The organism is Streptomyces sp. NPDC048606 (assembly GCF_040650855.1).
In the GTDB taxonomy this organism is placed as follows: domain Bacteria; phylum Actinomycetota; class Actinomycetes; order Streptomycetales; family Streptomycetaceae; genus Streptomyces.
The window spans coordinates 25699-47316 of sequence record NZ_JBEZIB010000035.1; the positions used below are offsets into that span (position 1 = coordinate 25699).

Sequence of the window (21618 nt, forward strand, 5' to 3'; positions counted from 1 at the left end):
CGGGCGTCACCGCCTCACTGTCGGCTCAGTGACCGGCTGATCCCCGCCGCCGTCGTGGTGGCGAGGATCCAGCCGGTCACGATCAGCAGGTACGACAGCCACTGGTACCAGCCGCTCGGCGCGAAGGCGGTCTCCTGCCCGAAGCCGACGATGGGCACCAGCAGGTCGATGGTGTAGAAGACCGGGTTGAAGTCGGGGGCCTCCCCGGCCTTCATCGCGCGCGGCGGCCGCAGCCCGTAGGCGATCGTGCCGGTGACCAGCAGCGCCAGCAGCCAGCCCGCGGCCCGCATCGGGCGGAACCCGTAGCCGACCGTGGTGTCCTGGAGCAGGCCCCAGACCCGGCTGTGCCGGGGTCGGGTGCGACGGTGGCGGCGCAGTTTGGCGAGCTGGACGGTCCGGGCGGAGGTCTCGTCCCCGACGGTGCGGTACGCGGCGGCCAACTGCTCGTAGGCGTACGGCAGGTAGCCGTCCTCCTCGCGCTCCAGCAGCGGCACCCGTTCCTCGGCCGGCAGGTGGGGTTGCAGCAGCCGGTAGGTGAGCCCGTCCATGCGGACCGCGGACGGCCAGACGCTCGGCTCGATCCACAGCATGTCGAACTGGGCGCGGCGCAGGTTGACGATCCCGTCGATGGTGGGGCACTTGCGCAGCCAGAACTCGCCGATGACGGAGGAGCTGGCGCGCAGGGCCACGTCGCCGGGGTTCGACAGGCGCGCCCGGCGCAGGACGAGCTGGCCGGGGATCCGGGCGCCGGTGAGGTTGACCATGCCCTCGGCGTGTAGCCGGTGACCGCGCAGGTCGCTGCCGACGGTCAGGGTCTCGGCGTGCAGGGCGATGCCGCCGGGGTTGATCAGGCGGGCGCCGTCGAGGTTGACCTGACCGGTGACGGTGGAGCCGTTGAGGCGGAACTCGCCGTGCACGGCGAGGCCGTCGGCGATGATGTCCGTGCCTATCTCGGCGTGGTTGAGCTGGAGCGGCGGCTCGTCGACCTCGTCGGCCTGGTCGCCGGGCGTGACGGTGGCCCCCTGGAGGAAGAGCCCGCCGTCGATCCGCGCTCCCGCGAGCCGGACGGGCCCCTCGATACGGCAGCCGGAGAGCCGGAGCACCACCTCGACGCGGACGGTCGCGGCGGTCAGGCCCGGCAGGGTGGAGTCGCCGAGCACGACGGCGCGCAGTTGGGCGCCGTACATCATGGGTTTGCGTTCGAACCAGCAGCCCCGCAGCCGGATCGGGTGGTCGACGACCGCGTACTTGAGGTCGAGCTTGCCGACGATGCGCGCCCCGTAGACCTTGAGCCCGGCGACCCGGCCCGCTTCGGCGGAGCCGCCGATGAGCAGGGAGCGCAGCACCTCCGCGCGCAGGGTGCGCTCGGGCCCCCAGGAGGCTCCGTCGTGGGAGGTCTCCCCGGGGCCCGCGCGGAAGTCGACGCCCTCCCCGCGCGGGAAGGCGTCGACGACGCGGCGTTCGGCCGGGGTGAGGTCGGTGATCTCCATCGCCGGGATGGTGTCCCGGCGTCGAACGCACTGTCAACTCCGGCCGGGGTGAATCCGGCTGTCGGGACGTCAGTGCTCGACGCCCTCCTGGAGCTCCTGCCCCTTGAGCAGGAACCAGGCCGCGACCGCGGTGGCGATCAGGACGGCGGCGCCGACCCCGGAGGCGAGCCGCAGGCCGTCCACGAAGGCGTCCTGGGCGGCGGTGACCATGGTGTGGGCGGTCTGCGGGTCCAGGGCCCGGGCGGCCTCCACCGCGCCGCCGAGGGACTCGTGGGCGGCGTCGGCCACCGGGGCGGGGACCGAGGCGGGGGCGGTGAAGCTCTGGTAGACGCCGGTGACGACCGAGCCGAGCAGGGCGATGCCGAGGGCGGCGCCGAGTTCGTACGCGGTCTCGGAGACGGCGGAGGCCGAGCCGGCCTGTTCCTTGGGGACGCTGGAGAGGATCACGTCGGCGGTGACGGTGAAGGAGAAGCCGGCGCCGAGTCCGACGACGAGGAGGGCGGCGCCGAGCAGCGGGTAGCCCGTCTCGCGGTGGATCACGGTGAGCACGCCGAGCGCCAGGCCGATGGCGGCGAGGCCGCCGGAGACGATGACGCGCACCGAGTACCTGCGGGCGTACCGGCCCGCGACCAGGCCGGTGGCCACCGCGCCGATGGCGGCGGGCAGTTCGGCGAGGCCGGCCTCCAGCGGGTCGCGGCCCTGGACGAGCTGGAAGAACTGGGAGAGGAAGAAGACCAGGCCGGAGAGGCCGAAGACGGTCAGGAGGTCGGCGAGGACCGCGCCGGAGAAGCCGCGGTGGCGGAAGAGGCGCATGTCGAGCAGCGGGGAGGTGAGGGCGAACTGGCGGCGCACGAAGGCGTACAGGCAGGCGGCGCCGAGGACGGCGGACAGCCAGACGGCCGGGGTGGGGCCGTGGGTGGCCACCTCCTTGATGGCGTACACGACGCTGATGACGCCGACGAGGGACAGGCCGACGCTGACGAGGTCCCAGGGTCCGGCGACCGGGTTCTTGGACTCGGGGAGCAGCCGGATGCCGACGAGGACCAGGGCGATCATCACGGGCAGGTTGATGAGGAAGACCGACCCCCACCAGAAGTGCTGGAGCAGGGCTCCGCCGACGACGGGCCCGACGGCCGCGCCGGCCGAGGCGGTGGCGCCCCAGATGCCGATGGCGAGGCTGCGTTCGCGCGGGTCGGAGAAGATGTTGCGGATCAGCGCGAGGGTGGAGGGCATCAGGGTGGCGCCGGCCACGCCGAGCAGGGCCCGGGCGACGATCATCATCTCGGGGCTGGTCGCGTAGGCGTTGAGGACCGAGACGGCGCCGAAGGCGGTGGCGCCGACGAGGAGGAGCTTCTTGCGGCCTATTCGGTCGCCGAGGGAGCCCATGGAGACGAGCAGGCCGGCGATGACGAACGAGTAGATGTCGCCGATCCACAGCAGTTGGGTGCCGGACGGCTTGAGGTCCTCACTGAGGGCGGGGGTGGCGAGGCCGAGTACGGTGGCGTCGACCGCGACCAGCAGGACGGCCAGGACCAGCACGGAGAGCGCCAGCCAGCGTCCTCGACCGGTCCCCTCCGCCCCGGTGCGCCGGTTCAGCTGTTCGGTACGGCTCATCACTCCACACTCCGTCGTGCTCCACCGAGCAGCAACTCGGTGATCATGTACTGGAAGTCCTTGGCGGCGACCCGCCCGTCCATCACGGCCCAGGCGCAGCTGCCGATGAGGCCGTAGAGGGCCTCGGTGAGCCATGCGGGGCTCAGGTCGATGCGGATGTCGCCCTCGTTCTGGCCCCGCTTGAAGAGCGCGAGGACGCGGGCGTCGAGGCGGGCCCAGCCCTCGTTGACCTGGTCGCCCTCGAAGAGCTGGTTCTCGGTGACGAGGAAGGCCAGCAGTTCGGCGTTGGGCTCCGCCTCGGCGATGAGCCGCCTCAGCGCCTCCACCGCCGTGTCCTCGTCGAGGCGGGCGGCGTCGAAGGCCTGCTCGAAGGCCCGGATCCCGAGGTCCTCCAGGGCCCGCACGAGGGCGTCGCGCCCGGCGAAGTGTCGGTGGAGGGTCGCCCTGCCGATGCCGGCGGCGCGTGCCACCTCGTCCATCGTGGCGGTCGATTTGCGGGAGAGCAGGGCCGCCGCGTCGCGGAGCACCTGGTCACGATCCATGGCCATGAGACGAGCGTACCCCAAATGAGACGTCGATGTCTCATTCGAAGAAAAACAGGCTGCCGGAGAGGCCGCCGAGAGAAAGGCTGATCACATGAAGCCACTGCTGCTGATCGACGTCGACGGACCGCTGAACCCCTACGCGGCCAAGGCCCAGCGCCGACCCGAGGGCTACGGCACCCACCGGATGCGCCCGACGGGCTTCACGGAGGGCCGACCGCTGCGGGTCTGGCTCAACCCCGACCACGGCGCCGAGCTGCTCGCCCTCGCGGACCTCTACGACCTCGTGTGGGCCACCACCTGGAAGGACGAGGCGAACGACTGGATAGGCCCGCGCCTGGGCCTGCCGCGGCTGCCCTTCATCGACTGGCCGGTGATGCACGGCCGCTCCCCGCGCGGCACGTTCTGGAAGACGCAGTACATCCTCCCGTACGCGGCCGGCCGACCCTTCGCCTGGATCGACGACGACATCACGACCATGGACCACGAGTACGTCGACCGGACGTACCCGGCGCGGACGCTGCTGATGCGGGTGGACGAACGGATCGGGCTGATCCGGCCGGACTTCGACGCGCTGGCGGACTGGGCGGCGTAGGGACGGTAGGGGCTGCCGGGGCGCCGGCGGGGCCACGGGCGCGGACCCGGCGGCCGGGCATTCGGGGCCCCTTACCCAGGGCGCGGACGATCATGCGCGACCGTCAACGGGCGCCGGAGCGCATTCCACCGTCGAGCGAATGTGCGCATTCGAGGGGGGTTTGATCATTTGGGGTGAGCATCGCCGTCACCCCTTCTGCCGGCGGGTCCGGGGGGAGGAGAGTCCTCCCCGGTGAGCCCTTGCCCGGGGTGGGCCACCTGCACCGATCCATCACACGCAGGGAGAGAACCATGAACGGATCCAGGAAGCTCACCTTCGCGGCGGCCGCGCTCGCCCTCACGGTCGGCGGCGCGGTCGCGGTGTCCTCCGCCTCCGCCGAACCGACGGTCACGTCCCGCACCGCCATGACCACCACCACGGCCTGGGCCAAGATCGCCGCCAACGGCCAGGTCCTCGGCGGCCAGGGCATCACCGGGATCAACAAGTTCGGCATCGGCCGCTACAACATCACCACGGCCGCGGGCCTCAACGGGTGCGCCCTCCTCGGCACCATCAACACCAACGGGGGCAACGACCCCGGCCCCGGCAGCTCGTCCATCCTGGTCGGCCAGGTGAACGGGAACACGCTGTTCATCCGGACCGCGACGCCGTCCGCCGGCGGCAGCGCCGCCGTGGACAGCGACCGACCGTTCTCGATCACCGTGGTCTGCCCGTGACGAAGGGGCGGCGGGAACCCCAGGGTTCCCGCCGCCCCTCCCGTCCCGTCGACTACTGCTTGTGGATCGCCCAGGCGTGCTGGATGACCAGGTCGGCCTTCAGCTCGGTGAGCTGGACGGCGACCGCCGAGGGGGCCGTGCCGCCCCGGCCGTCGCGGGACGCCAGGGCGCCTTCGACGTTGAGGACGGTGCGGACCTCGGGGGTCAGGTGCTCCGAGATCTTCACGAACTGCTCGTCGGTGAGCTGGTCCAGCTCGATGCCCTCGGCCTCGCAGACCTTGACGCACTCGCCGGCCACCTCGTGCGCCACCCGGAACGGCACGCCCTGCTTGACCAGCCACTCCGCGATGTCGGTGGCCAGCGAGAAGCCCGCCGGGGCCAGCTCCCGCATCCGCTCCGCGTTGATCGTGAGGGTGGCCATCATGCCGGTGAAGGCCGGCAGCAGGACTTCGAGGGTGTCGCAGGAGTCGAAGACCGGCTCCTTGTCCTCCTGGAGGTCCCGGTTGTAGGCCAGCGGCAGCGCCTTGAGGGTGGCCAGCAGGCCGGTCAGGTTGCCGATGAGCCGGCCCGACTTGCCGCGCGCCAGCTCCGCGATGTCGGGGTTCTTCTTCTGCGGCATGATCGAGGAGCCGGTGGAGAAGGCGTCGTGGAGGGTGACGAAGGAGAACTCCTTCGTGTTCCACAGGATGATCTCCTCCGCGATCCGGGACAGGTTGATCCCGATCATCGCGGTGACGAAGGCGAACTCGGCGACGAAGTCCCGCGAGGCCGTGCCGTCGATGGAGTTGCCGACCGAACCCCGCTCGAAGCCCAGGTCGGCGGCGACCGCCTCCGGGTCCAGGCCGAGGGAGGAACCGGCGAGCGCGCCCGAACCGTACGGGGAGACCGCCGTGCGGGTGTCCCACTGCCGCAGCCGCTCGGCGTCCCTGGACAGGGACTGCACGTGGGCCAGCACGTGGTGGGCGAACAGGACGGGCTGCGCGTGCTGGAGGTGGGTCCGGCCGGGCATGGCCACGTCCGGGTGCGCCTCCGCGAGGCCGACCAGGGCGTCCTGGAGGTCGGCGATCAGACCGCCGATGGTCCGCGCGTGGTCGCGCAGGTACATCCGGAAGAGGGTGGCCACCTGGTCGTTGCGCGAACGGCCGGCCCGCAGCTTGCCGCCGAGGTCGGCGCCCAGGCGCTCCAGCAGGCCCCGCTCCAGGGCGGTGTGGACGTCCTCGTCGGCGATGGTGCCGACGAAGGAGCCGTCGGCCACGTCGGCTTCGAGCCGGTCGAGGCCGTCGATCATGCGGTCGAGTTCCTCGGCCGTGAGCAGGCCCGCCTTGTGCAGCACGCGGGCGTGGGCGCGCGAGCCGGCGATGTCGTACGGCGCCAGGCGCCAGTCGAAGTGGACCGACGCGGACAGCTTCGCGAGGGCCTCCGAAGGCCCGTCGGCGAACCGGCCGCCCCAGAGCCGGACGTCACCGTTGTTGCTGCTCACAGCTACTGCTCCTCATGAGGGTGGGTGTGCGACGGCCTCCCCGCCGCGGAGGTAACGGGGAGGCCGTCTCGGTACTGCCGTACTGCGCGTGGCGCGCTCCTGCGTAACGACCGGGGGTCAGGCGAGGTCGCGGCGCGCGGCGATCTTCGCGGAGAGGGCGAAGATGTCGATGAAGCCCTGGGCCTTGGACTGGTCGAAGGTGTCGCCCGAGTCGTAGGTGGCCAGGTTGAAGTCGTAGAGGGACTCGTCCGACTTCCGGCCGGTGACGACGGCGCGACCGCCGTGCAGGGTCATCCGGATGTCACCGGTGACGTGCTGGTTGGCCTCGTTGATGAAGCCGTCCAGGGCCCGCTTGAGCGGGGAGAACCACAGGCCGTCGTAGACCATCTCGCCCCAGCGCTGCTCGACCTGCCGCTTGTAGCGGGCCAGCTCGCGCTCGACGGTGACGTTCTCCAGCTCCTGGTGGGCGGTGATCAGCGCGATCGCGCCCGGGGCCTCGTACACCTCGCGGGACTTGATGCCGACGAGACGGTCCTCGACCATGTCGATCCGGCCGATGCCCTGGGCGCCGGCGCGCTCGTTGAGCTGCTGGATGGCCTGGAGGACGGTGACGGGCTTGCCGTCGATGGCGACCGGGACGCCCTCCTTGAAGGAGATGACGACCTCGTCGGCCTCGCGGGGGGTCGCCGGGTTCGAGGTGTACTCGTAGATGTCCTCGATCGGGGCGTTCCAGATGTCCTCCAGGAAGCCCGTCTCGACGGCGCGACCGAAGACGTTCTGGTCGATGGAGTACGGGGACTTCTTGGTGGTGGCGATGGGGAGCTCGGCCCGCTCCGCGAAGGCGATGGCCTTGTCGCGGGTCATCGCGTAGTCACGGACCGGGGCGATGCACTTGAGGTCCGGGCCGAGGGCCTGGATGCCCGCCTCGAAGCGGACCTGGTCGTTGCCCTTGCCGGTGCAGCCGTGGGCGACGATGCCGGCGCCGTGCTTCTTCGCGGCGGCGACGAGGTGCTTGACGATCGTCGGCCGGGAGAGGGCGGAGACCAGCGGGTAGCGGTCCATGTAGAGGGCGTTCGCCTTGATCGCCGGGAGGCAGTACTCGTTGGCGAACTCGTCCTTGGCGTCCGCGACCTCGGCTTCCACGGCACCGCAGGCGAGCGCGCGCTTGCGGATGACGTCCAGGTCCTCGCCGCCCTGGCCGACGTCCACGGCGACGGCGATGACCTCGGCGCCCGTCTCCTCGGCGATCCAGCCGATGGCGACGGAGGTGTCCAGGCCGCCCGAGTAGGCGAGTACGACGCGCTCGGTCACGGGTTTCTCCTTACGGTGCATTCAACGACAGGCATAACTATGCACTACTCCGTATGTTTCGTCAATCGAGCCTCCGGGCCGTGTCGACCCCACCCCTGACCTGCGCGGATAACCGGAGGCGCCGGCGCTCTCCCGCCGCCTACGCTCGACCGACGGACACGGGGAGGGGCAAAGGATGGCCGCGACGAGGCGGGACCAGGTACGGATGGGGCGGGCGGCGGCACTGGCCGCGGAGCGGGGCGAGGCGGTGCGGGAGCACCTGGCCGCCCTCGACGGGCCCCACGCGTGGATCGAGTTCGACCAGGCCGTGCGCGCCGCCTGGCGGTACGCCCCCGTCCCCGTCGGCGCCCCCCTGGAGGTGCTCCTGTGCCACCCCGACGGGCGGGTCCGCGAGGCCTCCCTCGGCCTCGCGCACGCCACGCCGGAACCGGTGGCGATCCGGTGCGCCGACTGGGCCCCGCCGGTACGGGAACGGGCCCGACGGGTGCTGGAGGAGTTCCTGGAGCGGGACCCGGTCGCCACCCTCGTGGCCCTGACCCCGCTCGTGCTGCGGCTCGGGCTGCGCGAACACGGCCGCTGGGCGGTCCTCCGCTTCGAGGAGGCGCTGCGGATGGCGGGTCCGGCGGCGTCGGCCGCGGTGCGGGCCTCGGCGGACCACTCGACCCGCCGGTTCGCCGTGCGCGCGGAGATCGCCGCGGGCCGGTTCGGCGTACGGGACCTCGCGCGCGAGGCCGCCGCCGAACGGGATCCGCTCACCGCCGCCCTGTGGGCCGACGCGGCGCTGGCCGCCCGGGCCGCCGCCCCGGGGGCGCCCGACGAGGGCGCCGTCGACCTGCTGCTCGGCGGGCGCGTGGCGTTGGTCCGGGCCTCGGGGGTGACGGCGCTGCGCGGCGCCGAGCGGGCCGCGGAGGCGTCGGCGTACCTCGGCGACCGCTCCGCGATGGTCCGGGCCTGCGCCCGGTGGGCGTCGCGGCAGGCCGGCGCGGACCCGCTGGTCTTCCTGCGCGGGCGGGTCGCGGATCGGGGGCGGGTCACCCCGGGCGAGGTCGGCGGGTTCGTCGAGTGCGCCCGGCGGGACGACGCCGCGCCCGTCCTGCGGGAGCTGCTCGACCACCCCGTGGCGGGGGTGCGGGCGGCGGCGGTCGCCGGGCTCGCCGGTCTGGAGGCGGTCGAGCCCGCGCTGCTGTTCCCGCTGCTCGACGACCCGTCGGCGGCCGTGGTCCGCCGGGTCGCACGCGCCCTGAACCCCGACGCCCCGCGCCTGGACGCCACCGCGCTCGTGGTGCGGACGGGCCCGGACCGGCCGGCGGCCACCCGCCGGGCGGCGTTCCGGCTGCTGCTCGCGCGGGGCGGCCTCGACGGGATCCGGACGGCCGTAGACCTCCTGGACGACGGGGACCCGGACCTGCGCGGTCTCGCCGAGGCGACCGTGCGGTCGTGGGAGCCGACGCACTTCACGGCCGCGGCGCCCCGCGAGGTGCTGGGCGGCCTCCTGTTGCGCTCCGCGCACGTGCTCGACCCGTACCGACTGGCCCTGCGGCTGGGCCGGTTGGGGCTCGGGGAGTGGAACCGCACTCCCCCGACCCGACCGTCGAACGGATAATCCGACCATGGGAAAACTCCACGACCGTATCGACGGCCGGCTGCGCGCCTTCATCGAGGAGCAGCCGATCTTCTTCACCGCGACCGCCCCGCTCTCCGGGGACGGTCACGTCAACCTCTCCCCCAAGGGCCGCGCGGGCACGCTCGTCGTCGTCGACGAGCACACCCTGGCGTACCTGGACTTCGGGGGCAGCGGCGCCGAGACCATCGCGTACGTCCGTGAGAACGGCCGTATCACGCTCATGTGGTGCGCCTTCTCCGGCCCGCCCCACATCGTGCGCGTGCACGGCGAGGGCGAGGCGGTCTTCCGCGACGACCCGCGCTGGGCGGACCTGATCGGCCTGTTCGGGGAGGCCGACGGGCCGGGCGCCCGCGCCGTGATCGTGGTCCGCACCCGCCGGATCGCCGACGTGTGCGGGTACGCCGTCCCCTTCATGGAGTACCAGGGCGAACGCACCCTCCACGCGGAGCACTTCGGCCGCAAGAGCGACGAGGAGTTCGCCGAGTACTGCGAGCGCAAGGAACACATCGGCAGCAGCCTCGACGGCCTGCCTGCGCTGCCGCTGCCCCTCCCGCCCCGTACCGTCTGACATGTGCTGCGTACCGCCCTGCTGACCGGCTCGCTGGTCCTCGCCGCCCTGCTCCCCTCCGGCCCCGCCGCCTTCGACCCCTTCCCCCTCGGCCCGCCGCCGTTGCCGCACCGCCTCGCCGACACCGGCGGCGGCAGCCAGCTGATCACCGCCGTCGCGCCCTCGCCCGGGGCCACGACGGGCCGGCTCACCTGGTGGGACCGCCGCGCCGGCCGCTGGTACGAGGCCGGCGGCGCGCCCGCCCGCTTCGGCGCGAAGGGGCTGGCCGAGGGGACGGGCCGGGTGCAGGGGACGAGCACCACCCCGACGGGCCTGTACGCGCTGCCGTACGCCTTCGGCATCGCTCCGGCGCCGGCCGGCACGCGGTACGCCTACCGGCGGGTGACCCGGGACTCCTGGTGGTGCCAGGACAACGCCTCCGCGAGCTACAACCGCTGGGTGGAACCGCTGCCCTCCGACTGCGCGCCCGGCGAGGCCGAGCACCTGGTGACCTACCGCCGGCAGTACGCGCACGCGCTGGTCGTCGCCTTCAACTACGACCGGCCCGTACGCGGCCGGGGCGCGGGCATCTTCCTGCACGTCGACGGCAAGGGGGCGACGGCCGGTTGCGTCTCCGTCCCCGAACGGGCGATGCGCGCCCTGCTGCGCTGGGCCGACCCGCGCCGCCGCCCCCACCTGGCGATCGGCACCGAGGACGGGCCGTTGGCCGTGACCCGCTACTGAGACCGGCGCGCCACGCGCGAAGGGCCCGCTCCGATCGGAGCGGGCCCTTCGTCGTGTCCCGGGCGTCCGGGCGGCGTGCCGCCGCGTCAGCCCTCCTTCTGCGCCAGCCTCAGCAGGTGGTCGGCCAGGGCCTGACCGCCGGCCGGGTCACGGCTGATCAGCATCAGCGTGTCGTCGCCGGCGATCGTGCCGAGGATCTCGCGGAGTTCGGCCTGGTCGATCGCGGAGGCGAGGAACTGGGCCGCCCCCGGAGGGGTGCGCAGGACCACGAGGTTCGCGGAGGCCTCGGCGGAGATCAGCAGCTCCCCGGAGAGGCGCCGCATGCGCTCCTCCTTCGCCGACTCCCCGAGCGGGGCCTGCGGGGTGCGGAACCCGCCCTCGCTGGGCACCGCGTAGATCAGCTCGCCGCCGGTGTTGCGGATCTTCACCGCCCCCAGCTCGTCGAGGTCGCGCGAGAGCGTCGCCTGGGTGACGCTCAACCCGTCGTCGGCGAGGAGCTTGGCCAGCTGGCTCTGGGAGCGGACCGGCTGCCGGTTGAGGATGTCCACGATCCGGCGGTGGCGGGCGGTGCGGGTCTGCGGAACGGACGGCCCGTTCTGCTCGTGTTCCTGCGCCTGACTCATCGTCGTCTCATTCTCCGGATCGTCCCGCTGCGTCGAGGATGCCGGGCAGCGCCCCGACGAACGCGTCGACCTCGGCCTCGGTGATGACGAACGGGGGCATCAGCCGCAGGACGTCGGGGGCGGGCGCGTTGACCAGGAATCCGGCTTCCTGAGCCGCCGACTGCGCCTTCGGCGCGAGCGGCTCCGTCAGCACGATACCCAGCAGCAGTCCGGAACCGCGGACGTGGGAGACCAGCGGATGACCGGAGCCCTCGATTCCGGAGCGCAGCCGTTCGCCGCGCGCCTTGACCCGCTCCAGCAGGCCGTCGGCCTCGATGGTGTCGATCACGGCGAGGCCGGCGGCGCAGGCGACCGGGTTCCCGCCGAAGGTGGTGCCGTGCTGGCCGGGCCGCAGCAGGTCGGCGGTCGGGCCGAAGGCGACCACGGCGCCGATCGGCAGGCCGCCGCCGAGGCCCTTGGCGAGGGTGACGAGATCGGGCTCGACGCCCTCGTGGGCCTGGTGCTCGAACCACTGGCCGCAGCGGCCGATGCCGGTCTGCACCTCGTCGAGGGCCAGCAGGGTCCCGGTGGCCCGGGTGATCTCGCGGGCGGCCTCCAGGTAGCCGGCGGGCGGGACGACGACGCCGTTCTCGCCCTGGATCGGCTCGATGAGGACGAGGGCCGTCTCCTCGGTGACGGCGGCCCGCAGGGCCTCCACGTCGCCGTACGGGACGTGGGTGACGTCACCGGGCAGCGGCAGGAAGGGGGTCTGCTTGGCCGGCTGGCCGGTGAGCGCGAGGGCGCCCATGGTCCGGCCGTGGAAGCCCCCCTGCGTGGCGACCATGTGGGTCCGCCCCGTCAGCCTGCCGATCTTGAAGGCGGCCTCGACGGCCTCCGCGCCGGAGTTGCAGAAGAACACCCGGCCCTCGCGGCCGAAGAGTTCGAGCAGCCGCTCGCCGAGGGCGAGGACGGGCTCGGAGGCGTAGAGGTTGGAGACGTGGCCGAGGGTGGCGACCTGCGCGGAGACGGCCTCGACGATCGCCGGGTGGGCGTGGCCGAGGGCGTTGACCGCGATGCCGCCGACGTAGTCGGTGTACTGCCTGCCGTCCGCGTCCCAGACCTGGGCGCCCGCGCCGCGGACGAGGGCCAGGGCCGGGGTGCCGTAGTTGTCGGTGAGCGCGCCGCGCCAGCGGGCGGCGTAGTCCTGGTTTCCGGTCATGCTCCGTCGCCTCCCTGTGCGTTCGGGTCCTGTGCGGTCGGGTCCTGTGCGGTCGGGCCCTGCGTGGTCGGGCCCTGGTCGTCGGGCACGACCATGGTGCCGATGCCCTCGTCGGTGAAGATCTCCAGCAGGATCGAGTGCTGCACCCGGCCGTCGATGACGCGGGCGGTGCCGACGCCGCCGCGCACGGCGTGCAGGCAGCCCTCCATCTTGGGGACCATGCCGCTGGACAGCTCGGGCAGCAGCTTCTCCAGCTCGCTCACGGTGAGCCGGCTGATGACCTCGTCGCTGTCGGGCCAGTCCGCGTAGAGGCCCTCGACGTCGGTGAGGACCATCAGCGTCTCGGCGCCGAGCGCGGCGGCGAGCGCCGCGGCGGCGGTGTCGGCGTTCACGTTGTAGACGTGGCCGTCGTCCGCGCTGCGGGCGATCGAGGAGATGACCGGGATGCGGCCGTCCGCGAGGAGGGCCTCGATCGCGCCGGTGTCGATGGCGGTGATCTCGCCGACCCGGCCGATGTCGACGCGCTCGCCCTCGATCTCCGGGGTGTGCTTGGTCGCGGTGATGGTGTGGGCGTCCTCGCCGGTCAGGCCGACCGCGAGGGGGCCGTGCTGGTTGAGCAGGCCGACCAGCTCGCGCTGGACCTGCCCCGCCAGGACCATCCGTACGACGTCCATGGCCTCCGGGGTGGTGACCCGCAGACCGGCCTTGAACTCGCTGACCAGGCCCTGCTTGTCGAGCTGGGCGTTGATCTGCGGGCCGCCGCCGTGGACCACGACGGGCCGCAGGCCGGCCTGCCGCAGGAAGACCACGTCCTGGGCGAAGGCCGCCTTCAGGTCCTCGTCGATCATGGCGTTGCCGCCGAACTTGATGACGACGATCTTACCGTTGTGCCGGGTGAGCCAGGGCAGCGCCTCGATGAGGATCTCGGCCTTGGGCAGCGCGGTGTGCTTCCTCGCGGCGGTCACGAGCTGTACGCGCTGTTCTCGTGGACGTACTCGGCGGTCAGGTCGTTCGCCCAGATCACGGCGGACGCGGAGCCGGTCGACAGGTCGGCGGTGATGCGCACCTCGCGGTCCTTCATCGAGACGAGGTCGCGGTCCTCGCCGACCGAGCCGTTGCGGCAGACCCACACGTCGTTGATGGCGACGTTCAGCCGGTCCGGGTCGAAGGCGGCCCGGGTGGTGCCGATCGCCGAGAGCACGCGGCCCCAGTTGGGGTCCTCGCCGTGGATGGCGCACTTGAGCAGGTTGTTGCGGGCGATGGAGCGACCGACCTCGACGGCGTCCTCCTCGCTCGCCGCGCCGATCACCTCGATGCGGATGTCCTTGCTCGCCCCCTCGGCGTCGCCGATGAGCTGACGGGCGAGGTCGTCGCAGACGGTCCGGACGGCCTCCGCGAACTCCTCGTACACCGGTACGTGGCCGGAGGCGCCGGAGGCGAGCAGCAGCACGGTGTCGTTGGTGGACATGCAGCCGTCGGAGTCGACCCGGTCGAAGGTGGTGCGGGTGGCGTCGCGCAGGGCCTTGTCGAGGTCGGCCGCGTCCAGGTCCGCGTCCGTGGTGAGCACGACCAGCATGGTGGCCAGGCCCGGGGCGAGCATGCCCGCGCCCTTGGCCATGCCGCCGACCGTCCAGCCGCCGCGCGAGACGGTGGCGGTCTTGTGGACGGTGTCGGTGGTCTTGATGGCGATGGCCGCGGCCTCGCCGCCGTCGGCGCTCAGGGCCGCGGCGGCCGTCTCGACGCCGGGCAGCAACTTGTCCATGGGGAGCAGGACGCCGATCAGCCCGGTGGAGGCCACCGCGATCTCGCCGGCGTTGTGCTCGGCGCCGTCGCCCCGACCGCTCAGGACCTCGGCGACCTTCTCGGCCGTGGCGTGGGTGTCCTGGAAGCCCTTGGGACCGGTGCAGGCGTTGGCGCCGCCGGAGTTGAGGACGACCGCGCTGACGGTTCCGCCGCGCAGGACCTGCTCGGACCAGTGGACGGGAGCGGCCTTGACGCGGTTGGAGGTGAAGACGCCCGCGGCGGCCAGTCGCGGGCCGTGGTTGACCACGAGGGCCAGGTCCGGGTTGCCGTTCGCCTTGATCCCGGCGGCGATGCCCGCCGCCGTGAATCCCTGTGCTGCCGTGACGCTCACGACGACTCCTTGTTCGCTTCTCCGCCCGCGCGGCGCGCCGGTGCGGTCCTCATCGTCGTCCGCGGCCCGGTGGCCGCGCGTGCGACGCTCACGGGGCCACTCCGATCGAGGAGAGACCCAGCGCCTCGGGCAGCCCGAGGGCGATGTTCATGCTCTGCACCGCGCCGCCCGCGGTGCCCTTGGTGAGGTTGTCGATCGCGCTGATGGCGATGATCCGCCCGACGGACTCGTCGTGGGCGACCTGGAGGTGCACGGCGTTCGAGCCGTACACGGCCTTGGTGGTGGGCCACGTGCCCGCCGGCAGCAGCCGGACGAACGGCTCGTCGGCGTACGCCTTCTCGTACGCGGCGCGCAGCGATTCGGCGGTGGTGCCGGGGCGGGCCTTGGCCGAGCAGGTGGCGAGGATGCCGCGCGGCATGGGCACGAGGTTCGCGGTGAAGGAGACGGCGACCCGCTCCCCGGCGAGCGGGGAGAGGTTCTGCACCATCTCCGGGGTGTGGCGGTGGACGCCGCCGACGCCGTACGGGGTGACGGTGCCCATGACCTCGGAGCCGAGCAGGTGCGGCTTGAGGGACTTGCCCGCGCCGGAGGTGCCGGTGGCCGCGACGATGACGGCCTCGGGTTCGGCGAGGCCGGCCTGGTAGGCGGGGTAGAGCGCCAGGGAGACGGCGGTCGGGAAGCAGCCGGGTACGGCGACGCGCCTGGAGCCCTCCAGCGCGGCGCGCCCGCCGGGCAGCTCGGGCAGGCCGTAGGGCCAGGTTCCGGCGTGCGGGGCGCCGTAGAATGCGTCCCAGTCGGCGGAGTCCTTCAGCCGGTGGTCGGCGCCCATGTCGATGACGAGGACCTCGTCGCCGAGCTCGGCCGCGACGGCCGCGGACTGCCCGTGGGGCAGTGCGAGGAAGACGACGTCGTGTCCGGCGAGGACCTCGGGGGTGGTCGCCTCCAGCGTGCGGTCCGCGAGGGGGACCAGGTGCGGCTGGAGTTCGCCGAAGGGCTGGCCCGCGTTGGAGTGGCCGGTGAGCGCGCCGATCTCCACCTCGGGGTGCGAGAGCAGCAGGCGCAGGACCTCACCGCCCGCGTATCCGCTCGCTCCGGCCACCGCTACACGTACCACCATCGGACCTCCTCCTCGATGGCATGACTATACGTATCTCTGCACTTTTATGCAAAGCCCTGCTCCTCGGGAACCCCTCGGGCACACCCGCCGGCGGCTCCGCTCGACGGCGTCAGCCGGCGGCGTTCCTGCGGGCGCGGAAGGTCGCGGCCTTGGTGCGATTCTGACAGGCCGTGGAGCAGAACTGGCGCGCGGCGTTGCGGGAGTTGTCGACGTAGACGCGATCGCACCGGTGGGCCTGGCAGACGCCGAGCCGGCTCGCGAGGCCCCCGCCCACCGCCAGGGCCAGCGCGGTGGCGCAGCCGGCGCCGACCCCCGCCGCGAAGGAGTCGTCGGGTCCGTGGAAGTGCAGGTTCCAGTCCTCACCCCCGGCGCGGTCGAGCCTCGGCCGGGCCGCCGTGTCGCGCAGCAGGTCGTTGACCACCTCGGCGGCGGCGTCCACCCGCCCCTCCTGCACGGCCCGGAAGACCTCGCGCATGCTCCGCGCCGTCACCGCCAGGCGGTCGGCCTGTTCGGTGTCGATGGCGCGCGCCAGGGCGGCCGTGCCGGTGTGCGGCACGGCCGCGTCGACGGCGGCCACCCGCTCGGGCCCGCGCGGCGCGAGGTAGTCGCGCCCCCGGGCCTCACCGTCGGTGAGCGCGTTCACGAGCGCGACGGCATGGTCCAACAACACCGCCACGTGACTGTCGAACATCACTTGACCAGTCACCCCTTCGAAGAATAGTTTCCGTACCTGACATTAGCCGATTCGACAGTTACGGGAGAGGTGGCGGGCATGCCGCGGACCGTATGGCTGCTGGTGGTGGCGCGGGCGATCAACCGGCTCGGCGCCTTCTCCCTGTCCTTCCTGACCGTCCTGATCACCACGGAGCACGGGGCGAGCGCCACGACCGCCGGGGCGCTCTCCGCGGCCTTCGGGCTCGCGACGATCCCCTCCCGGCTCCTCGGCGGTCGCCTCGCCGCCCGGCTCGGGCGCCGCCGCACGATCGCGCTCGGTCTCGCGGGGTGCGGCCTCGCGCAGCTGGGCATCGCCTCCGCCGACTCCCTGGCCGCCGTGGCGGCGTACGCGGTCCTGCTCGGCCTGGCCTTCGAGCTGTACGAGCCGCCGAGCCAGGCGATCATCGCCGACACCGTCGCCCCCGAGGAGCGGGTGCGGGCGTACGGCCTCCTCAACGCCGCGCTCGCCGTCGGCGGAACGGGAGCCGGACTGATCGCGGCGGGCGTGGGCCGGTGGGACCTGCGGTGGCTGTTCGTCGTCGACGCGCTGACCTGCCTGCTCTGCGCGCTGGTGGTCCGCCTCGCGCTGCCCGCCGACCACGCCCGCCGCCCGGTCGACCGACGCGGCGCTGACGCCGGACCCGTCCGCCCGTGGCGGGACCGCGCCCTGTGGGCCATGTTCCTCTCGGGCACCGTCTTCGCCCTCGTCGCGATGCAGATCGTGATGGCGCTTCCGCTCACCCTCGACCGCCGCGGCCTGGCGCCCGCGGACGCCGGGCTGCTGTTCACCGCCTCGGCCCTGACCATCGTCGCGGCCCAACCGGCCCTGCGCCTGCGCCGCGTCGCCGCGCTGGGCACCCCCGCCGCCCTCGCCCTCGGGCACGCGCTGATCGCGATCGGCCTGGCCGGCTACGCCGCCGCGCGCACCCTGCCGGTGTTCGTGATCGCCACCGCCGTCTGGAGCCTGGGCGACGTGCTCGTCATGGGCCGCGTCCTCGGCGTGGTGGCCGATCTGGCGCCGCCCGGGGGCACCGACCGCTACCTCGCCGCGTACGGCGTCACCTGGGGCGTCGCCACCGTGGCCGCCCCCGTCACCGCGACGCAGCTCCTGGAACGCGCGGGCGTCGCTCCCCTGTGGGGCGTCACGGCCCTGCTGTGCCTGGCCCTGGCCGCCGCGCACCTCCTCCTCGTCGGACCCGTGGTCGGCGCGCGCACCGGGGCGCCGCGCCCGGCCCCGACCGCGGCGTGAGCCGATCCCCGCTCAGCGCCACCACCAGAAGCCGGGCAGGGCCACGATCGCCGCCGTCAGCAGGACCCCCGCCCCGAAGACCATCGGGGCCGCCGCCGGACGTCGGCGCGGATCGGCGCAGGCCGCGGCCCACAGCAGGGGCACCGACGGGGCGAAGGTCCACAGGCCGATCAGGCTCCCGACGAGGATCCACGGCACGAGCGCGGCGCCCGCGACCGCGGCGGCCCCCACGAACGTCGCCCGGCGGCGGTGGAGGAACAGCGGCAGCGCCACGACGGCCGCGGTGCACGCGATCAGCACCCCGTACCCGCGGCCGTCCACGAACCGGGCGAAGCCGATCGCGGGCGGCAGCGGAGCCAGGACGGCGGCGACCACCAGGGCGAGCTGCCAGGGGTGGGCCCGGCCGCGGGGCCACACGCGCGCGCCGCGTCCCGCGCTCGACCGTCGGCGCGCGCCGATCGACACGACGGATTCCATGGCCGCCCCCTCCACCACTCCCGATTGAACGCGTTCAACCTACCTCAGGCGGTGGCGGACCCATACGTTCGGCTCCACGTAGACCGCGTAGCCGCGCTCCGGTTCGCAGTGCACCGGCACGAGCGCCCCCGGCACGCGGACCGGTCCCGCCGCGTCGAAGGGCAGTCCGGTCCATTCCCGCCACTGCGCGAGCGAGCCGCTGACCGTCATCGACACCGGGGCCACCGAGTCGATGACGCCCCCGGCGCGCACGTGGACCCGTAGCCACGGGTCGTGGGGAAGGCCGTCCCCGCGGGTGCGGTACGCGTACTCCTCCATCGGCGCGTCCGGCTCGGCGGGCTTGCCGTTGGGCCGGACCGGGGCGACCAGCTCCGCGAACCCGGCGGCGCGGACGCTCTCGCGCATGGCCGCGAGCATCCGCCCCGAGAGCCCCCGGCCCTGCCGGTCGGTGGCGACGCTGATCTCGATGGCGCTGACCGTGTCGGGCAGCACCCCGCGCCGCCGGTCGGAGAACGCCCACATCAAGACCGCGTCCCAGCCGTTCGCCGGCAGCGTCCCGCCCCGCTCCTCGGTGTGCAGGGCGAAGGGCAGGGCGAAGCCCCGGGCCACGACCGCGTCCCCGTCGGTCGCGATCCAGACGTACTCCGGGAACTCGGCGACGATGCGGGGGTAGAGCAGCCAGGCGAGCGCGTCCTCGCCGGAGAACGCCGGCCAGGAGTCCCGCATGTCCCAGATCCGGGAGGCCAGTTCGGGGCGGTCGGCGAGGGTGGTGATCACCGGGTCGGCGGCGGCGCTCGGGGTGGTGGGGACGGTCGGCATGATCATGGCCGCAGGCTAGCCGGCGCCCCTCGACGGCCTCAACCGGGTTTACGGGCCCCCGCGTCGACGGCCGGCCGGGCCCGACGCGCGGGCCCCGACACCCGGGTCCGCGTCCGGCGTCCGGCGTCCGGCGTCCTGCTCAGGCGTCCGGCTCAGGCCTCCGCCGTGGCGCGCAGCCGCTGGACGGCCTCCACCAGGTCGGCCGGGCCGGCCACCCCGGCGAAGCTCAGCCGCACGTGGGGGGCGGGCGGCTCCGCGCAGAAGTAGGGGCGGCCGGGCGTGACCGCGACGCCGGCGCGCAGGGCGGCCGCGGCGAAGGTCGCGTCGTCCCCGCCACCGCGCGGCCTGACCCACAACTGGTAGCCGCCCAAGGGCAGGTGGGGCAGCTCCACCCCGGGCAGTTCCCGGCGCAGGGCCCCCGCCAGCACGTCGCGGCGGTGACGCAGTTCGGCGGCCACGGCCCGCAGGTGGCGCGGCCAGGCGGGACTTCCCACCAGTTCGAGGGCGGCCTCCTGGAGGGGTCGGGGCACGAAGAAGAAGTCGACGACCTGGATGGCGCGCAGCCGGTCCAGCACCGGACCCCGGGCGGCCAGGGCTCCGACCCGCAGGCTGGGCGAGGTGGCCTTGGTGAGCGAGCGGACGTGCACGACGACGCCGTCGGTGTCCTCGGCGGCGAGGGTGGCGGGCAGCGGTCCCGCGTCCTCGTGGGCCAGGGAGCGCGCGTAGTCGTCCTCGACGACGAAGGCCCCGGCGGCGCGGGCGATCCTCAGCACCTCGGTCCGGCGCGCGGCGGAGAGCACCGCGCCGGTCGGGTTCTGGAACAGCGGCTGGCACACGAAGACCCGCGCCCCCGTGGCCTCGAAGGCGGCGGCCAGCAGTTCCGGCCGGACCCCCTCGGAGTCCACCGGCACCGGGACCGGGCGACAGCCGGAGGCGCGGGCGATGGAGAGCAGTCCGGGGTACGTGGGGGACTCGACCAGGATCGGGGCCCCCGGCGGGGCCAGCGCCCGTACGGCGGTGGTGAGGGCGCTCTGGCCGCCCGCGGCGATGAGGACGTCGGCGGCCCCCAGGGAACCCGAGGGTCCGCCGATCTCCCGGGCGAACCAGTCCCGCAGCTCCGTCAGCCCCTCCATGGGCGGCCGCCCCCAGGCCCCGGGACGGCGGCCGGCCCGGGCCAGGGCGGCGGCCATCGCCCGCTCGGGCTGGAGGGAGGGGTGCAGGTAGCCGCCGTTGAGCTCGATCACCCCGGGGGGCGGCGCGGCCAGCGAGGCGAGGACGCCGGTGGCGTCCACGGAGCGCGGGACGACCTCTCCGACGCCCTCGGCGCTGAGGGCGACCTCCTGCCAGGACGTGTCCCCGCGGTCGGGATCCGCCGTGCGCGGCCGGGTCCGGTAGACGCCGGCGCCGGGCCGGGTGACGACCAGACCCTCGGCGGCGAGCTGCGCGAGGGCCCGCGAGACGGTCACCGGGCTCACCCGGTAGCGCTCCACCAGGGCCCGACTGGAGGGGAGCTTTCCATCCACCGGATAGCGGTCCAGTTCGGACCGCAGGGATTCTGCCAGCTCCGCCACACTGCTACGCTCGTACATGACAGCACAGAATAGCGCTACTCCCTCCGGCACGATAGCGGTGCGAGGACGGTCCGCGACCGCCCTCCCGCTCGACGGGACCACGGCCGACGCCGTACGGGCCGCCGCCATGGGCTCCGACGCCGCCGGGGCCGGCGCCCGCGGCGGCACCCTCCTCGCCGCGCTCGGCGTCGTCGCCTTCTCGCTGACCTTCCCCGCCACCGCCTGGGGCCTGGAGAGCTTCGGCCCCTGGTCGCTGGTCTCCCTGCGCAGCGTGCTCGCCGCCGTCATCGCGGCCGGGTTCCTGCTCGCCGCGCGGGTGGCTCCGCCGCGCCGCGAGCACCGCCTGGGGCTGGCCGTCGTCGCCGGCGGGGTGGTGGTCGGCTTCCCCCTGCTGACCACGCTCGCCCTGCGCACCTCGACGACCTCGCACGCGGCCGTCGTCGTCGGCCTGTTGCCGCTCACCACCGCCGCGCTCTCCGCCCTGCGCACCGGCGTGCGCCCGTCGGGCCGCTTCTGGGCGGCGGCCGTCGCCGGGGCGGTGGTCGTGCTGGCCTTCGCGCTCCACCAGAGCGGCGGCGCCCCGTCGACGGGCGACCTCTACCTCCTCGGCGCGCTCCTGGTGTGCGCGGCCGGCTACACCGAGGGCGCCCGGCTGGCCCGGGAGATGCCGGGCTGGCAGGTGATCGGCTGGGCCCTGGTGGGGTGCCTGCCGCTGACGGTGGCCGGCTCCGCGCTCGGGCTCGCGTACGAGCCGGTGCACCTGACCGCCCACGGGGTGATCGGCCTGGTGTGGGCGGCGGCCGGGTCCACCTTCCTCGGGCTCTACGTCTGGTACCGCGGGATGGCCGCCATCGGGGCCCCGCGCGCCAGCCAGCTCCAGCTGGCCCAGCCCCTGCTGACCCTGGTCTGGTCGGTGGCGCTGCTCGGCGAGCACCTGACCCCGGCGGCCCCGGCCGCCGCCTGCGCGGTCCTCGTGTGCATCGCCGTGACCCAGCGGGTCAAATAAGGGCGAACGGCCCTAAACTGCTATCACCGGATCGGACCGGATCGGAC

General features: G+C 73.7%; 21 protein-coding genes. 7 read left to right on the forward strand and 14 right to left on the reverse strand.

The annotated features are described in order from the left end of the window. Positions 1–14: 14 nt before the first annotated feature. From AB0D01_RS30885 to AB0D01_RS30895, 3 genes are all read right to left on the reverse strand, one after another. Entirely contained in the window at positions 15–1490 is a 1476-nt protein-coding gene (locus tag AB0D01_RS30885; RefSeq protein WP_363061014.1) for a membrane-associated oxidoreductase, read from the reverse strand. 69 nt (positions 1491–1559) lie between these two features. Then, on the reverse strand, positions 1560–3104 hold the full coding sequence (locus AB0D01_RS30890; RefSeq protein ID WP_363061016.1) for an MFS transporter: 1545 nt from the start codon (positions 3102–3104) through the stop codon (positions 1560–1562). Then, positions 3104–3652: a helix-turn-helix domain-containing protein gene (locus AB0D01_RS30895; RefSeq protein ID WP_363061018.1), complete on the reverse strand. Its 549-nt coding sequence runs from the start codon at positions 3650–3652 to the stop codon at positions 3104–3106. The genes AB0D01_RS30890 and AB0D01_RS30895 overlap by 1 nt, the downstream gene beginning before the upstream one ends. A gap of 88 nt (positions 3653–3740) precedes the next feature. Between AB0D01_RS30895 and AB0D01_RS30900 the strand changes: the two genes are divergently transcribed. Further along, on the forward strand, positions 3741–4241 hold the full coding sequence (locus AB0D01_RS30900; protein WP_363061020.1) for an HAD domain-containing protein: 501 nt from the start codon (positions 3741–3743) through the stop codon (positions 4239–4241). A gap of 290 nt (positions 4242–4531) precedes the next feature. Further along, entirely contained in the window at positions 4532–4957 is a 426-nt protein-coding gene (locus tag AB0D01_RS30905; RefSeq protein WP_363061021.1) for a hypothetical protein, read from the forward strand. A 52-nt stretch (positions 4958–5009) separates the two neighbouring features. On the opposite strand, the gene argH is transcribed toward AB0D01_RS30905, so the two are convergent. Both argH and AB0D01_RS30915 read right to left on the reverse strand, forming a co-directional pair. Beyond that, entirely contained in the window at positions 5010–6437 is a 1428-nt protein-coding gene (gene argH, locus AB0D01_RS30910; protein WP_363061023.1) for an argininosuccinate lyase, read from the reverse strand. A 117-nt stretch (positions 6438–6554) separates the two neighbouring features. Then, positions 6555–7748: an argininosuccinate synthase gene (locus tag AB0D01_RS30915; RefSeq protein WP_363061025.1), complete on the reverse strand. Its 1194-nt coding sequence runs from the start codon at positions 7746–7748 to the stop codon at positions 6555–6557. Between the two features lie 175 nt (positions 7749–7923). On the opposite strand from AB0D01_RS30915, the gene AB0D01_RS30920 reads away from it, so the two are divergent. Genes AB0D01_RS30920 through AB0D01_RS30930 form a run of 3 tightly spaced genes read left to right on the forward strand, consistent with a single transcriptional unit; the run spans position 7924 to position 10663 of the window. Continuing rightward, a complete protein-coding gene (locus tag AB0D01_RS30920) occupies positions 7924–9351 on the forward strand; it encodes a hypothetical protein (protein WP_363061026.1) in 1428 nt (475 codons plus the stop codon). 7 nt (positions 9352–9358) lie between these two features. Next, positions 9359–9940, forward strand: a complete 582-nt coding sequence (locus AB0D01_RS30925; protein ID WP_363061028.1) for a pyridoxamine 5'-phosphate oxidase family protein — start codon at positions 9359–9361, stop codon at positions 9938–9940. Positions 9941–9988: 48 nt separating this feature from the next. Continuing rightward, positions 9989–10663, forward strand: a complete 675-nt coding sequence (locus AB0D01_RS30930; RefSeq protein WP_363061143.1) for a L,D-transpeptidase family protein — start codon at positions 9989–9991, stop codon at positions 10661–10663. Between the two features lie 86 nt (positions 10664–10749). Here the strand turns inward: AB0D01_RS30930 and AB0D01_RS30935 are convergent, their stop codons facing one another. From AB0D01_RS30935 to AB0D01_RS30960, 6 genes are all read right to left on the reverse strand, one after another. After that, complete coding sequence (locus AB0D01_RS30935) at positions 10750–11286, reverse strand: arginine repressor (RefSeq protein ID WP_030294431.1); 537 nt, start codon at positions 11284–11286, stop codon at positions 10750–10752. A 7-nt stretch (positions 11287–11293) separates the two neighbouring features. Then, positions 11294–12484 (reverse strand): acetylornithine transaminase, encoded by a 1191-nt coding sequence (locus AB0D01_RS30940; protein WP_363061030.1) that lies wholly within the window; start codon positions 12482–12484, stop codon positions 11294–11296. Further along, complete coding sequence (gene argB, locus AB0D01_RS30945; protein ID WP_363061032.1) at positions 12481–13449, reverse strand: acetylglutamate kinase; 969 nt, start codon at positions 13447–13449, stop codon at positions 12481–12483. The genes AB0D01_RS30940 and argB overlap by 4 nt, the downstream gene beginning before the upstream one ends. Next, the gene (gene argJ, locus AB0D01_RS30950) at positions 13446–14618 is read right to left on the reverse strand and encodes a bifunctional glutamate N-acetyltransferase/amino-acid acetyltransferase ArgJ (RefSeq protein WP_363061034.1); all 1173 of its coding nucleotides are present in this window, start codon (positions 14616–14618) and stop codon (positions 13446–13448) included. Before argJ ends, argB begins: the two co-directional genes overlap by 4 nt. An 88-nt stretch (positions 14619–14706) precedes the next feature. After that, a complete protein-coding gene (gene argC, locus AB0D01_RS30955; RefSeq protein ID WP_363061036.1) occupies positions 14707–15735 on the reverse strand; it encodes an N-acetyl-gamma-glutamyl-phosphate reductase in 1029 nt (342 codons plus the stop codon). Between the two features lie 109 nt (positions 15736–15844). Beyond that, positions 15845–16426 carry a CGNR zinc finger domain-containing protein gene (locus tag AB0D01_RS30960; protein ID WP_363061038.1) on the reverse strand — a complete coding sequence of 194 codons (582 nt, stop codon included), beginning with the start codon at positions 16424–16426 and terminating at the stop codon, positions 15845–15847. Positions 16427–16507: 81 nt separating this feature from the next. On the opposite strand from AB0D01_RS30960, the gene AB0D01_RS30965 reads away from it, so the two are divergent. Next, positions 16508–17698, forward strand: coding sequence for an MFS transporter (locus AB0D01_RS30965; protein WP_363061040.1), 1191 nt, complete (start codon positions 16508–16510; stop codon positions 17696–17698). A gap of 12 nt (positions 17699–17710) precedes the next feature. On the opposite strand, the gene AB0D01_RS30970 is transcribed toward AB0D01_RS30965, so the two are convergent. From AB0D01_RS30970 to AB0D01_RS30980, 3 genes are all read right to left on the reverse strand, one after another. Next, complete coding sequence (locus AB0D01_RS30970) at positions 17711–18175, reverse strand: hypothetical protein (RefSeq protein ID WP_363061042.1); 465 nt, start codon at positions 18173–18175, stop codon at positions 17711–17713. Between the two features lie 39 nt (positions 18176–18214). After that, a complete protein-coding gene (locus AB0D01_RS30975) occupies positions 18215–18994 on the reverse strand; it encodes an N-acetyltransferase (RefSeq protein ID WP_363061145.1) in 780 nt (259 codons plus the stop codon). Between the two features lie 152 nt (positions 18995–19146). After that, positions 19147–20583 (reverse strand): PLP-dependent aminotransferase family protein, encoded by a 1437-nt coding sequence (locus AB0D01_RS30980; protein ID WP_363061044.1) that lies wholly within the window; start codon positions 20581–20583, stop codon positions 19147–19149. On the opposite strand from AB0D01_RS30980, the gene AB0D01_RS30985 reads away from it, so the two are divergent. Further along, on the forward strand, positions 20582–21571 hold the full coding sequence (locus AB0D01_RS30985) for a DMT family transporter (RefSeq protein WP_363061046.1): 990 nt from the start codon (positions 20582–20584) through the stop codon (positions 21569–21571). The two genes, AB0D01_RS30980 and AB0D01_RS30985, sit on opposite strands and share 2 nt — an antisense overlap. The last annotated feature ends 47 nt before the right edge of the window (positions 21572–21618 follow it).

Excerpts from the sequence above, each read along its gene's own strand:
- AB0D01_RS30885 (WP_363061014.1), bottom strand. The coding sequence starts at position 1,490 with ATGGAGATCACCGACCTCACCCCGGCCGAACGCCGCGTCGTCGACGCC.
- AB0D01_RS30890 (WP_363061016.1), bottom strand. The coding sequence starts at position 3,104 with ATGAGCCGTACCGAACAGCTGAACCGGCGCACCGGGGCGGAGGGGACC.
- AB0D01_RS30895 (WP_363061018.1), bottom strand. The coding sequence starts at position 3,652 with ATGGCCATGGATCGTGACCAGGTGCTCCGCGACGCGGCGGCCCTGCTC.
- AB0D01_RS30900 (WP_363061020.1), top strand. The coding sequence starts at position 3,741 with ATGAAGCCACTGCTGCTGATCGACGTCGACGGACCGCTGAACCCCTAC.
- AB0D01_RS30905 (WP_363061021.1), top strand. The coding sequence starts at position 4,532 with ATGAACGGATCCAGGAAGCTCACCTTCGCGGCGGCCGCGCTCGCCCTC.
- AB0D01_RS30920 (WP_363061026.1), top strand. The coding sequence starts at position 7,924 with ATGGCCGCGACGAGGCGGGACCAGGTACGGATGGGGCGGGCGGCGGCA.
- AB0D01_RS30925 (WP_363061028.1), top strand. The coding sequence starts at position 9,359 with ATGGGAAAACTCCACGACCGTATCGACGGCCGGCTGCGCGCCTTCATC.
- AB0D01_RS30935 (WP_030294431.1), bottom strand. The coding sequence starts at position 11,286 with ATGAGTCAGGCGCAGGAACACGAGCAGAACGGGCCGTCCGTTCCGCAG.
- AB0D01_RS30940 (WP_363061030.1), bottom strand. The coding sequence starts at position 12,484 with ATGACCGGAAACCAGGACTACGCCGCCCGCTGGCGCGGCGCGCTCACC.
- argC (WP_363061036.1), bottom strand. The coding sequence starts at position 15,735 with ATGGTGGTACGTGTAGCGGTGGCCGGAGCGAGCGGATACGCGGGCGGT.
- AB0D01_RS30960 (WP_363061038.1), bottom strand. The coding sequence starts at position 16,426 with ATGTTCGACAGTCACGTGGCGGTGTTGTTGGACCATGCCGTCGCGCTC.
- AB0D01_RS30965 (WP_363061040.1), top strand. The coding sequence starts at position 16,508 with ATGCCGCGGACCGTATGGCTGCTGGTGGTGGCGCGGGCGATCAACCGG.
- AB0D01_RS30970 (WP_363061042.1), bottom strand. The coding sequence starts at position 18,175 with ATGGAATCCGTCGTGTCGATCGGCGCGCGCCGACGGTCGAGCGCGGGA.
- AB0D01_RS30975 (WP_363061145.1), bottom strand. The coding sequence starts at position 18,994 with ATGCCGACCGTCCCCACCACCCCGAGCGCCGCCGCCGACCCGGTGATC.
- AB0D01_RS30985 (WP_363061046.1), top strand. The coding sequence starts at position 20,582 with ATGACAGCACAGAATAGCGCTACTCCCTCCGGCACGATAGCGGTGCGA.
- AB0D01_RS30980 (WP_363061044.1), bottom strand. The coding sequence starts at position 20,583 with ATGTACGAGCGTAGCAGTGTGGCGGAGCTGGCAGAATCCCTGCGGTCC.